This is a genomic window from Arthrobacter sp. ok909, assembly GCF_900104405.1.
Taxonomy (GTDB): Bacteria; Actinomycetota; Actinomycetes; order Actinomycetales; family Micrococcaceae; genus Arthrobacter; species Arthrobacter humicola.
Genome location: NZ_FNJS01000031.1, coordinates 42,009 through 54,416 on the forward strand (window position 1 = coordinate 42,009; position 12,408 = coordinate 54,416).

The 12,408-nt window shown below is 66.4% G+C and carries 12 protein-coding genes and 6 tRNA genes; 4 read left to right on the forward strand and 14 right to left on the reverse strand.

What is annotated here, in order from left to right; all coding sequences use genetic code 11:
* Nucleotides 1-38: 38 nt before the first annotated feature.
* The 4 genes from BLR03_RS19265 to BLR03_RS19280 all read right to left on the reverse strand — a co-directional run bounded on the left by BLR03_RS19265 (nucleotide 39) and on the right by BLR03_RS19280 (nucleotide 3,442).
* Entirely contained in the window at nucleotides 39-821 is a 783-nt protein-coding gene (locus tag BLR03_RS19265; RefSeq protein ID WP_091255730.1) for an SDR family NAD(P)-dependent oxidoreductase, read from the reverse strand.
* Nucleotides 818-2,227: a DUF6421 family protein gene (locus BLR03_RS19270; protein WP_091255732.1), complete on the reverse strand. Its 1,410-nt coding sequence runs from the start codon at nucleotides 2,225-2,227 to the stop codon at nucleotides 818-820. The genes BLR03_RS19265 and BLR03_RS19270 overlap by 4 nt, the downstream gene beginning before the upstream one ends.
* Nucleotides 2,228-2,435: 208 nt before the next feature.
* The gene (gene msrB / locus BLR03_RS19275; RefSeq protein WP_254788596.1) at nucleotides 2,436-2,939 is read right to left on the reverse strand and encodes a peptide-methionine (R)-S-oxide reductase MsrB; all 504 of its coding nucleotides are present in this window, start codon (nucleotides 2,937-2,939) and stop codon (nucleotides 2,436-2,438) included.
* Nucleotides 2,940-2,953: 14 nt separating this feature from the next.
* The gene (locus tag BLR03_RS19280; RefSeq protein WP_091255733.1) at nucleotides 2,954-3,442 is read right to left on the reverse strand and encodes a hypothetical protein; all 489 of its coding nucleotides are present in this window, start codon (nucleotides 3,440-3,442) and stop codon (nucleotides 2,954-2,956) included.
* A 226-nt stretch (nucleotides 3,443-3,668) separates the two neighbouring features.
* Here BLR03_RS19280 and BLR03_RS19285 point away from each other — a divergent pair, with 226 nt between their 5' ends.
* Entirely contained in the window at nucleotides 3,669-5,027 is a 1,359-nt protein-coding gene (locus tag BLR03_RS19285; protein ID WP_091255735.1) for an alpha/beta hydrolase family protein, read from the forward strand.
* Nucleotides 5,028-5,103: 76 nt separating this feature from the next.
* Here BLR03_RS19285 and ybaK read toward each other — a convergent pair whose 3' ends face one another.
* From ybaK to BLR03_RS19300, 3 genes are read right to left on the reverse strand one after another with little or no spacing between them, the layout of a single operon-like run.
* Entirely contained in the window at nucleotides 5,104-5,601 is a 498-nt protein-coding gene (gene ybaK / locus BLR03_RS19290; protein ID WP_091255737.1) for a Cys-tRNA(Pro) deacylase, read from the reverse strand.
* A 27-nt stretch (nucleotides 5,602-5,628) separates the two neighbouring features.
* Complete coding sequence (locus BLR03_RS19295) at nucleotides 5,629-6,102, reverse strand: SufE family protein (protein ID WP_175460620.1); 474 nt, start codon at nucleotides 6,100-6,102, stop codon at nucleotides 5,629-5,631.
* 60 nt (nucleotides 6,103-6,162) lie between these two features.
* Complete coding sequence (locus tag BLR03_RS19300; protein WP_091255738.1) at nucleotides 6,163-7,080, reverse strand: sulfurtransferase; 918 nt, start codon at nucleotides 7,078-7,080, stop codon at nucleotides 6,163-6,165.
* Nucleotides 7,081-7,306: 226 nt separating this feature from the next.
* On the opposite strand from BLR03_RS19300, the gene zapE reads away from it, so the two are divergent.
* Complete coding sequence (gene zapE, locus BLR03_RS19305; protein WP_091255740.1) at nucleotides 7,307-8,344, forward strand: cell division protein ZapE; 1,038 nt, start codon at nucleotides 7,307-7,309, stop codon at nucleotides 8,342-8,344.
* A gap of 206 nt (nucleotides 8,345-8,550) precedes the next feature.
* Here zapE and BLR03_RS19310 read toward each other — a convergent pair whose 3' ends face one another.
* From BLR03_RS19310 to BLR03_RS19335, 6 genes are all read right to left on the reverse strand, one after another.
* Nucleotides 8,551-8,820 (reverse strand): antitoxin, encoded by a 270-nt coding sequence (locus BLR03_RS19310; RefSeq protein WP_091255742.1) that lies wholly within the window; start codon nucleotides 8,818-8,820, stop codon nucleotides 8,551-8,553.
* Nucleotides 8,821-9,045: 225 nt separating this feature from the next.
* Nucleotides 9,046-9,120, reverse strand: a tRNA-Val gene (locus tag BLR03_RS19315).
* Between the two features lie 49 nt (nucleotides 9,121-9,169).
* Nucleotides 9,170-9,242 (reverse strand) — tRNA-Gly (locus tag BLR03_RS19320).
* A 58-nt stretch (nucleotides 9,243-9,300) separates the two neighbouring features.
* Nucleotides 9,301-9,375: transfer RNA gene (locus BLR03_RS19325), tRNA-Val, on the reverse strand.
* A gap of 39 nt (nucleotides 9,376-9,414) precedes the next feature.
* Nucleotides 9,415-9,485 (reverse strand) — tRNA-Cys (locus tag BLR03_RS19330).
* Between the two features lie 46 nt (nucleotides 9,486-9,531).
* Nucleotides 9,532-9,604, reverse strand: a tRNA-Gly gene (locus BLR03_RS19335).
* Nucleotides 9,605-10,251: 647 nt separating this feature from the next.
* On the opposite strand from BLR03_RS19335, the gene BLR03_RS19340 reads away from it, so the two are divergent.
* Together BLR03_RS19340 and BLR03_RS19345 are read left to right on the forward strand one after the other, a co-directional pair.
* Nucleotides 10,252-10,326: transfer RNA gene (locus BLR03_RS19340), tRNA-Val, on the forward strand.
* 83 nt (nucleotides 10,327-10,409) lie between these two features.
* A complete protein-coding gene (locus BLR03_RS19345) occupies nucleotides 10,410-11,255 on the forward strand; it encodes a cytochrome (RefSeq protein ID WP_091255744.1) in 846 nt (281 codons plus the stop codon).
* Between the two features lie 769 nt (nucleotides 11,256-12,024).
* On the opposite strand, the gene BLR03_RS19350 is transcribed toward BLR03_RS19345, so the two are convergent.
* The coding region (locus BLR03_RS19350; protein WP_139184602.1) for an HNH endonuclease signature motif containing protein at nucleotides 12,025-12,408 on the reverse strand (384 nt) is incomplete at its 5' end.

Below are 12,408 nucleotides of genomic sequence, written 5' to 3' on the forward strand. Positions count from 1 at the left end.
GCAAGGGCTAAGTCCGGTCGCTAAGTCCGGGGGGCAGTTCAGTGGCTGAGCAGCAGCCGCTGGCCGTTCAGTTCCTCGGCGGGAGTACTGAAGAGCCCGACGGCGGCAGCCGCCAGGTCTGCGACGTCCGTGAAGCCGGGGAATTTGCGCTCGGGGGCCTTGGCCCGCATCGCAGGGTCAACGAGGGCCTTCACCACGAAGATGACGGCGGCGCTGCTCAGTTCCGTTTGGTCCTGGCCGGTGGCGTGCTGCACCGGGCCGGTTGGCTCGGTACTTCCGGTGCCGTCGGCCGCGGGCCGGGCCCGCCGAAAGCCGTCCGCGACCGCCAGCGTCCAGGCTTCGGCTGCGGCCTTGGCCGCGGCGTAGCTGGCGGCGCCGGCCGTCGGGGCGCTCACGGCCGTTGAGGACACCATGGCGAAGCGCCCGGTGTCCGAGGCCGCGAGGTCATCGAAGAAGACACGGCTGACGTTCCGCAGCGTGGTGACGGCGTTGCGTTCCAGGAAGTCCCAGTCCTCGTCGCTCTGGTCCGTGATGCCTTTCGCGCCGCGCCAGCCGCCCACGAGGTGGATGACGCCGTCGACGCTTCCCGCCAGTCCCGCGACGATCGCCCGCAAGGCCCGGACGTCGGAGAGGCTGGCGAGGTCGCAGACAAGCGGCGTGACGCCGCTGCCGGCGTCGGCAGCGGCGGCCTCGATCCGGGCGGCGTCCGAGCCGACCGTGAAGACCGCATGGCCCGCGTCGCGCAGGGCGCGGGCCGTCGCGATTCCCGACGGCCCGCTGCCCCCCGTGACCAGCACGTTCAAAGTGCGTCCGGCACTCATCCGGCGTTCAGGGCCTCGGCGCCGCTGCCGCTGGTTTCTCCGGTGTCAGAGGACCCCGTAATGCCGGCGGTGGATTCAATGACCGGCCGCATCTTCTTCTCAAGGGCCTCGTAGAACATGGAGAGCGGGAACTCGTCGTCCAGGACCTGGTCCGTGAGGCCGCGCGGCGGGCCGGCCAGCGGGAGGGCGTCCGGGCCCTTGGCCCAGACCGACGCCGGGTTGGGCGTGACCGTGCCGGAGATGAGCTCGTAGGCGGCGAGCCAGTGGGCCATCTTCGGACGGTCGATCGAGCGCCAGTACAGTTCCTCGATGCGGGCGCCGAGTTCAACCACGACGTCGGCAACTTCGTCCCAGTCAATGCTGAGCTTGCTGTCGGTCCAGTGCAGGACGTGGTGCTGGTGCATCCACGCGAAGAGCAGCTGGCCGCCGAGTCCGTCGTAGTTGCGGACGCGGGTTCCGGTGATCGCGAAGCGGAAGATGCGATCGAAGATCACGGCGTACTGGACGAGCTTGGCGTGACGGCGTGCCTCCGGATCTGCGTCCTCGTCCCTCTCGATCTTGACCGACTCGCGGAAGGCGGTGAGGTCGCAGCGCAGCTCCTCCAGCGAGTAGAGGAAGAACGGCATGCGCTGCTTGATCATGAACGGGTCGAACGGCAGGTCTCCGCGCATGTGGGTGCGGTCATGGATCAGGTCCCACATGACGAACGTTTCCTGCGTCAGCTTCTGGTCCTCCAGCAGTGCTGCCGCGTCGTCGGGAAGCTGCAGCGAGGTGATGTCCGCAGCGGCGCGCAGGACGCGGCGGAAGCGGGCAGCCTCGCGGTCGGCGAAGATCGCGCCCCACGTGAAGGTGGGGGTCTCGCGGACGGCGACGGTCTCCGGGAAGAGCACGGCGGAGTTGGTGTTGTAGCCCGGGGTGAAGTCGAGGAAGCGGATCGGGACGAAGAGCTTGTTGGAGTATTCGCCCTGTTCCAAGCCGCCGATGAACTCGGGCCAGATGACTTCGATCAGCACGGCTTCGACCAGGCGGTTGCTGCTGCCGTTCTGGGTGTACATCGGGAAGACGACGAGGTGCTGGAGCCCGTTGACGCGGTGCTGCTGCGGCTGGAAGGCCTGCAGTGAATCCAGGAAGTCCGGCACGCCAAAGCCGCCATCGGCCCAGCGGCCGAAGTCGGTGACGAGCAGTTCAAGGTAGCGGGCGTCGTGCGGGAAGGACGGTGCCAAGGCCGAAACCGCTGCGGTGATGGTTGCGACGTACCCGGCTGCGGCTTCGTGGGCTGTGGCTTCCGGGACGGATCCGTCCTGGATCTGAAGGGCCTGCAGCGCGGTGGCGGCAGCCTTGAGCCGCAGCCATTCCTGGTTGCTGGCCGCGATCTGGGCGGGGGCGGTAAGAGCGGTCGTGGTCATCGTCGACGGTCGCCTTTCTAGTAGCTGTGGTGCGTGTCGCTGGATCTAAATCGAGCGTAGCAAGCAAACAGCAGCTCTAATGCAAAATTGCCTCGAGCATAAGAAAGACTGTGGCAAGTGATTCCGAAAGGCTGTTCCAGCGGAAGAAGAGGGAGGGCTGCGGGGCCCGCCGGCGGCGCTTCGGCACCGGCCGGCCCCGCAGTAGGGCTTACTTTCCGGCGTCGTCCGCGGGTACGAGCTTCAGCGAGACGGAGTTGATGCAGAACCGCTGGTCCGTGGGGGTGCCGTAACCCTCGCCGTCGAACACATGGCCCAGGTGGGAATCGCACGTGGCGCAACGGACTTCCACCCGGTCCATGCCCATGGTGCGGTCGTGGATATAGCGGACCGTGCCGTCGGCAAGCGGCGCCCAGAAGGACGGCCAGCCGCAGTGCGAGTCGAACTTTTCGTTGCTCGTGAAGAGCTCGGTGCCGCACGCCCGGCACTGATACACGCCCCGGGTGTGGGTGTCCCAGTATTCTCCGGTGTAGGGCCGTTCGGTGCCGGCTTGGCGCAGCACCCGGTACTCCTCCGGGGTCAGTTCCTGGCGCCACTGCGCATCCGTCTTTTCGACCGGGTTGTGTTCGAGCGGCGTGGTGGCGGTGCCGGGGTCGGGTTCAGCGGAGGGCACTGCCAGGGGCATGGCTTTGGGCCTGTTGTTGAAGATGCTCATAGTCTGGATAACGCTTAGGAGTCCCCGATAAATCCCGAACCGGCGTAGAGATGCAGGACGGGCAGGCCCAGCTTGTCCTGTGCCTTGGTGGCCCAGTCGGTGTGGAAGGTGTCGGCGACAGCATGCGGGCGGGTGATCACCACGGCCTGCCCGGCGCTGAGTTCCTTGACCTTGGCAACCAGACCGTCCACGGCCTTGCCCTCGACGATTTCGCCTGAGACTCCGCCGCCGAGGCCGGCCAGGGCCGCGAGGGACGCTGCCAGGGTGTCGGCGGCTTCGGCCCGCTCCTCCGCGGGGTCGGAATGTGCCGTCAGTTCACGGAAGGCTTTGGAAACTTCGAGCATGGAAAGGTTTTCCAGGAAATCCACCATCAGGTGCCGCTCGGTATTGGCCGGGACCAGGATCAGCAGGGGCGCATCGCCGTCCGCAATCAGGGTTTCGATGTTGACGCGGTCATCCGCACCGAGGGGCTCTTCTGTCAAAATGACGATTGGATCACTCATGACCCCAGCCTAGTCGCGCTGGTCTCGCCGTGCATGGTTCTCTCCAGGCGCGCATCGTGCCGTGTCCCCGCTGGTGTGTCTCCGCCGCGTGCCGGCCCCGCCCGTCGGTCGGCCCCGCCGTCTGTCCGCTGGCGGGGAACTGGCTGCGCGGTGCTGCGGGAGCAGCCCCCACCTTCGTGAAGGGCATAATGCCGTTGTTGTCGGACAGTTCAGTCAGAATGGTGCCATGGCATCCTCCTTGCGCCTCCCGCCGGATCTCTCCCGGACCGCCACACGCGGTACGGCAACCCCTGTTGCCGCAGTCTCTGCAACGGTCCCTGCCCCATCCGCCGCTGCCGGGCCGTCCGGAAGCGCGAAGTGGGCGGTCGGGGGGATCATCGGAGGCAGCGCCGCTGCGGGGGTGCTCGCTGCCGGATCATCCGCCCTCGCGCTGTATTTCGCCCGCCGTGTCATCACCCCTGCCAGGTTCCGCGACGCGGACCAGGAAGTGCTGGCCGTGATCCGGGAGGGCCGCGGGCTGCAGGTCATCCTGGCCGCAACCCCGGACGCCACGGTGGACGGGGTGTACGGGTTTTTCTTCGACGGCGGCCGGGGCCATGCGCGGATCGGCCGGATCCTGTCCTACTCGCCGGCCGAACGCACCGTGCTGCGGGAAGTCGAGACCGTCTACAGCGGGGACATTTCCACCGCCCGCCGCGGCTGGTGGAGCGGGGCGGCCTATCCGGATCCGGCCGCCATCGGGCTTTCAGCGGACGACGTGCTGATCGACGTCGAGGGCGGAACCGCGCCGGCATGGCTGGTGCGCGCCGTACCGGCGTCGGAAGACACGGTGTCGGACGTCTGGGCGATCATGGTGCACGGGCGCGGCGCCTCACGGCAGGAGGGCCTGAGGGCCGTCCGGACCGCTCGGGAACTGGGCATGCCCAGTCTGTTGATCTCCTACCGCAACGACGGCCTGGCGCCGTCAGCCAGCGACGGGCGCTACGGGCTGGGCTCCACCGAATGGCGCGACGTCGAAGCCGCCATTGACTTTGTCTTGGAGCAGGGCGCCCGCGAGGTCGTCCTGTTCGGCTGGTCAATGGGCGGCGCGATCTGCCTCCAGACGGCCGACCTCTCGCGGCACCGGCAGCTGATCCGGGCGATGGTTCTGGACGCCCCCGTGATCAACTGGGTCAACGTGCTGGCCCACCATGCGGAGCTGAACCGGATCCCGTCCTCCGTGGGGCGGTACGGGCAACTGATGCTCAGCCACCCCCTGGGCCGGAGGCTGACCGGGCTGGCCGCCCCGGTGGACCTCAAGGCGATGGACTGGGTGTCGAGGGCCGTGGAACTGCGGACGCCGACCCTCATTGTGCACAGCGTGGACGACGAATACGTCCCGTACGGGCCCTCCGCCGAGCTGGCCGAGAAGAATCCCGAGATGGTCACGTTCGAGTCCTTCAACACCGCTCGGCACACCAAAGAATGGAACGTGGATCCGGAGCGCTGGGAGCGGCAGGTCACGGCCTGGCTCCGGCAGCAGCTGGCGCCCCGTGCCAATCCCGGGGACCAGGAGCCGGCGGCCGGGCACTCCACACCGGGCTGACAGGTGGCGGCGGTGATTCACGCCAACAATGCCGTGATGTGCCCCGCGATCGCCGGGAGAGCGCGATCGCCGGCAGTCAGTCGTGCCGGGTGCCGATCCTCGCGGTGCGGGCGGCCGTAAGCCGAATGAGCTCGGCCGGATCCAGCTCGATGTCCAGGCCACGCCGGCCGCCCGATACCAGGATGGTTGCCAGCGCCAGGGCACTGTCATCCACCACGGTGGGGGAGGACTGGCGTTGCCCCAGCGGCGAAATGCCACCGAGCACGTAGCCGGTCCGTCGCTGCGCCGCGGCGGGGTCCGCCATCGCGGCCTTCTTGCCGCCCAGGGCCGCAGCCATCGCCTTGAGGTCCAGATTTCCGCTCACGGGCACGACGCCGACGGCGAGCCGGCCGTCGACGTCGACCATCAGGGTCTTGAAGACCCGGGCGGGGTCGATGCCCAGCATCTCCGCGGCCTCAAGGCCATAGCTCGCTACGGCAGGATCATGCGTGTAAGGGTGCGCGACAAAGGGAACCCCGGCGGCCGCGAGTGCGGCGGTGGCCGGAGTTCCCTGGGATGCCTGTTTTCGGGCCATATCGGCTGATTGTCCGGGCGTCGCAGGTCAGGACCGCGCCGGCGCGTGCTGGGATCCGGAGGCGGCGACTTTACGCTTGATCCGGCCCAGCATGGCGGTCATTCCGCGCATGCGCAGGGGAGTGATGGCCCGGGTGAGGCCGAGCTGTTCGGGCATGTCGTCCGGGACGGCCAGGATTTCCGCAGCGCTGAGGCCGTCGAGTCCTTCGTGGAGCACGCCGGCGAAGCCGCGGGTGGTCGGGGCTTCCTTGGGCGCCTTGAAGTAGAGCCGAACGCGCTCCGGCGCGCCGCCGTCGGCCGGTTCTGTCTCAATGGTGAGGAAGAGCGGGGTCTGGCACTCCACCACCTGCTCGAGCAGTTCCGGGTGGTCCTGGAGCCGCTCCGGAAGCTCCGGTAGTCCCTGCGAGAACTCAAGGAGCAGTTGAAGCCGCTCGGGTTCGGTCAGGGCCTGGAAGTCGTCAACAATTTCCGCCAGTGCGGCGGGGAGGGCAGAAGTATTCATCTCTCCCAGCTTACGCACGAGCGGCAATTGTGTCCCGGTCGTAACCGGCGTCGCCGTCCCCTAGCGACCGGCCGGGACCGCGCCGCGTTCGGCGCCCTTGACGATCGGGACGCGCACGGCGTTGCCCCATTCGGTCCAGGACCCGTCGTAGTTGCGGACGGTGTCGAAGCCCAGCAGGTACTTCAGCGCAAACCAGGTGTGGCTGGACCGCTCGCCAATCCGGCAGTACGCCACGACGTCGTCGCCTTCCTTGAGCCCGGCCTCGCCCAGGTACAGGGCCTCGAGTTCGCTGCGGTCGCGGTAGGTGCCGTCCTCGGCGGCCGCGCGGGCCCAAGGGATGGAGGCCGCAGTGGGGATGTGCCCGCCGCGCAGGGCGCCTTCCTCCGGGTAGGCCGGCATGTGGGTGCGCTGGCCGGTGTATTCCTCAGCCGAGCGGACGTCGATCAGCGGCTTGCCGAAGTGCGCTAGGACGTCCTCCTTGAAGGCGCGGATCGGGGCATCGTTGCGGTCCACGACAGGGTAGGTCCCCGGAACCGGAACCGTGGTTTCGGTGGTGAGGGCACGGCCTTCGGCGATCCACTTATCGCGGCCCCCATCCAGGAGCCGGACGTCCTCGTGGCCGAACAGGGTAAACACCCACAGGGCGTACGCGGCCCACCAGTTGGACTTGTCGCCGTAGATGACCACGGTGCTGTCCCGGGAAATTCCCTTGGCCGCGGCCAGGGCGGCGAAAGCCTCACCGTCGATGTAGTCGCGCGTGACCTCGTCGTTGAGATCCGTGTGCCAGTCGATCTTGACGGCGCCGGGGATGTGGCCGGTTTCGTACAGCAGCACGTCCTCGTCCGACTCGACCACCACGAGCTTGCCGCCGTCGAACGCGCCGGCGTCGATTGCCGCGGCGAGCCAGTCGGTCGATACTAGGCGTTCTGGGTGGGCGTAAGCTGCGAACTTTTCGTTCTGCTCAACGGGGTAGGACATTGTGATGGCCTTTCACTGAAACGGTCAGGGGGCCGGGCGCGGAAAAGAGTGCGCGGCACCAGCCTGTTACAACACTAGTCACGGCCCCGCGGGAATGCTTCACCGGGTTCACACGGGGAAATGTGGTCTTGCTCACGCCGGGCGCCCGTTCGCATCCGCGCACACGGGGCGGCCTTCCCTTGCCGGTATTCTTGCTGGGGACAAGAGACCAGCAGAACGGACCACCTTGGTACACATCGAACAGCTCGCCGCCCGCACGCCGGCAGTTTCCGTGGACGAACTCCTCAACGGGTTCTATCCTTCGCCGCGGTTTGGTGAGGTGTCGTTTTCCAGCTACCGTCCCGACCCCGCCCAGCCCAGCCAGGCGCACGCGGTCCACGCCCTTCAGCACTTCGCCGCTGGTGTGGGCGCGCGCGATGGCGATGGCCTGTTCAAGCGGCTCTTCGGCAAGAAGGACACCTCCCGGGCGGGCATCTACCTCGACGGCGGATTCGGCGTCGGCAAGACCCACCTGCTGGCATCGCTATGGCACGCCGCCCCCGGGCCCAAGGCCTTTGGCACCTTCGTCGAATACACCAACCTCGTCGGCGCGCTGTCGTTCCGCAAGACCGTGGAGGCCCTGAGCCACTACAAGCTCGTGTGCATCGATGAGTTTGAGCTCGACGATCCGGGCGACACCGTGCTGATGTCCCGGCTCATGCGCGAACTCGCCGACGCGGGCGTCAAGCTCGCCGCAACGTCGAACACCCTGCCGGGTTCACTCGGCGACGGACGCTTTGCCGCCGTCGACTTCCAGCGCGAAATCCAGGTGCTGGCCGACCAGTTCGACGTCGTAAGAATCGACGGCGAGGACTTCCGCCACCGCGGCCTGCCGGCAGCGCCCGCTCCGCTGCGCAATGATGACCTGACCCACCACATGCAGTCCGAATTCGACGGCAAGACCGTAGCCCGGGACGAGTTCAGCACCCTGATCAACCACCTGGCCGGTGTGCACCCGAGCCGCTACCGCCAGTTGCTGGACGGGATCGAAGGCGTCGTGTGGAAGAACGTGCACACGATCACCGAGCAAGCCGTGGCTCTGCGGTTCGTGGTGCTGGCGGACCGGCTGTACGACAAGGACGTGCCCATCCTGGCCAGCGGCGTGCCGTTCGACCAGCTCTTCACTGAGGAAATGATGACCGGCGGGTACATGAAGAAGTACTTCCGCGCCGTTTCCCGGCTTACCGCGCTTGCCCGTGAGGGCCAGAACCACGAACCGTCTTAGGCCTGGACCGGCGTAGGCGAGGTTCGGCCTGGGCCGGGATCGTCGCGAGTTTGAACCGTCCGCAGCCGGAACGCGGCGACGTGGTGACACTCCGACATCGAAACCCCACCAAGGCGAACCCCGCGTTGCTTCATTCGGCGTCGTTAAACGCCGAAGGTGCCGGCGCCGCCTCTCGGCGGGACCGACACCTCGCTGACGTACCTGGGTCAGAGGCCCTGCTGCCGGGTTTCCCCGGCCACAGGAGGCTCATCCGCGACGAGGGGCCGCTCGACGACGGGGGCCGTGGTCGGCCTGTCGTCTGCTTGATCCACGAAGTCGGAAGCACCCTTCTGCACTGCATCGACCTTGTCGGCGTACTTGCCGTCGGTCTTCGAGTCGACGAAATCGCCGGCCTTTTCGATGCCGTCCTTGATGGCCTGTTCGTTGCCACCAATGACTTGCTGAGCCTTGCCCTTCAGATCGTCAAGTAAACCCACGGGCACCTCCCTTCGGTCGCGGAGCCAGATCGCCCCTCCGGCTTCCGATACTAACGGCCCGTCCGGTTCATGCCAAGAGCCAGCCCGTTCTCGGCGGACTCCTGTCAAGGGCCTTGTGGCCCGGTCCGGCAGGGCCCGCCCAGATCAACGCCCGATACCGATAATCCGGCTAACGTCCGGGGGCCACAAGGGCATGAAAAAAGCAGCTCCAGGGGAGCTGCTTGATGGTGGGCGATACTGGGATCGAACCAGTGACCTCTTCCGTGTCAGGGAAGCGCGCTACCGCTGCGCCAATCGCCCGCAACCGGAAGAATCCGGAGTGGATTTGTGTCAATCATTTACACAAGAGAGCGGACGACGAGATTCGAACTCGCGACATCCACCTTGGCAAGGTGGTGCTCTACCAGCTGAGCTACGTCCGCAATATGAAGTCCATGCCGGCTTGGCCGGTGGTACTGCATCAAGCAAGTTACCTTGCTTTGGTGGGCGATACTGGGATCGAACCAGTGACCTCTTCCGTGTCAGGGAAGCGCGCTACCGCTGCGCCAATCGCCCATTTCATCCGGCCTACACCGGAAACCATGGTTTTCACCGAGGTGGGTACGGGATTCGAACCCGTGTATACGGCTTTGCAGGCCGCTGCCTCGCCTCTCGGCCAACCCACCGTGTAAGCAGGATTCCGAAGAACCTTTGCCGTGACAGTGTCCTGCGAGCGGACGACGAGATTCGAACTCGCGACATCCACCTTGGCAAGGTGGTGCTCTACCAGCTGAGCTACGTCCGCATTATTGGGGTGCATTTCCTTGCCGCATTCGGCATTTCCTCGCGTTCCAACGAGTAAGAACTCTATAGGAGGTTCCGGGAATCTACAAATCGAGGCTCGCTGGCGCCGACTCAATGGCCCTACTTCCTTGATTTCTAGGGGATTTTTCGAATTACAGGGCTGTAATTAGCTTCGCAGGGATGCCCTGGCGGCCATGGAAGGCCGTCCACCGCTTGGGCTCGGGCTTGGGCGTGGAGTCTCCGGGTTGGGAATTGGGTGCGCGGCTTCGTGCTCGTGCGGAACTCCGTGCCTGGGATCCGGGTGTAGGTCCCACATTCTTGGGGACCCGGTGTGCGGAGTTCCAGGGTGTAGGGGGGATCGGGCGTCCGGAATCCGGGCTGGTAAGGTGACGCCGCAACTGGGGAGTAAGGGCTGCCTGCGCGGGTGACGCGTTGCTGGGAGCCGTGTGAGGTGCTGCTCGCACGGGCGGTGTTCTGGCGTAGTGGCCGACCGTTGGTGCACTTCGCGTTATCTTTCCGCGAAGGGGCTGGTGCGAGTTCTTCCGCACCGGACTGGTGCGAGCGACCGGTGCGACCCCCTGTCGCGGGGGTCGTCATCAGCGCCGATTTCTAAAATCCGTCCGGGTGGGCTAGCATTCAATGTCGTTGGGGCGATTGGCGCAGTGGTAGCGCGCTTCGTTCACACCGAAGAGGTCACTGGTTCGAACCCAGTATCGCCCACCAACGAAATGGTCTGTTCCGCTGACTCAGCGGGGCGGGCCATTTTGCTTTTCATCGTTGTCTGACCCCCGTGAAAGAGTCTTTACATGACTGCTCCACTCCTCGCCCACGCCACTGACTATGGCCGGATGTACGCTCGCTCCACATCGGCACAATTCTCCGTCCCGTCAATCACTACGGTGATTGGCCAACAGCCCCACGGACTCGATGGCTGGTTCGGCTACATGGGGGCCAACAGCCTTGCCCAGGATCCCGAACTCCCCGGCATCCTGGGGAGCCCCGGCAAGCTGCGCCAGGCAGTCAGCCGGGCAGCCAAGGCGGCGGAGAGTTACCGGGACGAGGCCGCCAAGCGCGGCGATCGGGTCCACAACTACTGTGAGCAGGTTGCGTTGCGCGCGCTCGGCCGGCCGCACCAGATGAAGGAAACCCGCGAGGCCCTCGCCGCCAACGGCGAGGAAGCCTTCGCTGCGCGATTCGATGAATGGTGGGATCTCTTCCAGGTTGAACCCATCGCCCCAGAGATCACGGTGTGGAACAAGACGGTTGGCTATGCCGGCACCTTGGACCTCGTAGCGAAGATCAACGGCCGGACCTGCCTCATCGATTACAAGACTAAGGGCACCAGCCGGGACGGCACCGTCAAACCGCTCGATGACAAGGTCGTGATGCAGCTCGTCGCCGGTATGAAGGCGGAAGAAAGCCTCGTGGATCCCGTGGCGGGGGAGTGGGAATCATGGCAGCACGGCGAATCGCCGATCCTCCTGGCTGTGGCAGTAGGCGAGACGGAAGTCCGTCCGCAGCGTGCCAATCCCGACGTCCTGAAACACCACTGGTGGAAATTCTGCGCTCTGCGCCGCGTTTGGGAAATGTCTGCCGACACGGCCACTGCCGGGGCGGCACTGCTCCCGCTCGCGCCTCCCGTGAAGCGCTGAGCCGGCGCTGCTGAGGCCGGGACCGGGCTCTCTCGGGCTAACTGTTCCTGTCGGGGGCACCCCATGCAGAAGTAGCTCATGGCTGGCCGCCGTGTCACTGCCACGGCGCCAGCACCTGCCAGCAACTGCCACCGCCGGTAATTTGCCCGCTGGGGCGCGGGGTCGCATGACATGTGGCCTTGCGTGGCAAGGATGGCATTTGCGGAAGTCTCCCGCGCGCTGCCCTCGTTCCGGCGGCCTCGTGGCTGGGAAAACGCAGTCGCATCTCGGTTTGCTGTCGAATAGCTGCGATGAAGTGTTGTTGATGTTTTGCCAGGATGCCGAACCCTAATCGCCGTGCGGGATGCCGTTGTCATCAGGGCTTGCGATTTCACGGCCCGCACTTTGGCCCGGGTGATGCAGCCAATGCCCCGGACCGCCGTCGTGGAAGCTGCTCAACTGCCCGGGAGACCGCGGGCGTCCGTCAGACGGCCGTAACCGGGAGCCGCCGTCGCTGCCCGGCTGCCGCGACCGCCTGGTCTGCGATTACGTGGTCGTTACTCGGCCCGGGTAGCGCAGTGGCTGATTCTGGCCGCTGTCGTGCGGCCGTGCCAAGGAGCCGTGGCAACCGCGGACGGCAACCCGTGCTGCCGTTACCCCTTGGTGTGCGATCACGTGGTGGCACGTTGGCCTGTTGACGCCGTCGCTGCCCGAACTGCCGTGACTGCCGGGTCCGTGATGACACGGCCGGCAGTAGAGCCGCGATATGGCCGCCACAGTCCGGCTGCGGTCATGCGGCCCGGGTGGGTCGGGCGGGGGTGAAGTAGTGGTTGCGGCGGGGTTTTTGGCCGGGGTCGATGTGGGGTGGCGGGATGAACCAGGGAACCCCGGTCCGGAGCCGGATGGTCCACGCCTCTTTGTGGATCAGGTGGTGGTGATGGGAACACAGCAGGGTTCCGTTCTCCGTGCCCGTGGTTCCGCCGCGGGACCAGTACGTGATGTGGTGGGCTTCGCACCAGGGCGCGGGGATGGTGCAGCCGGGGAAGGCGCAGCCGAGGTCCCGGGCGATGAGGGCTTTGCGGAGGTGGGGCGGGAAGAGCCGTGAGGCGCGTCCGATGTCCAGGATCCGTCCCTCACCCCCGAGCAGGACGGGGATGATGTCGGCGTCGCAGGC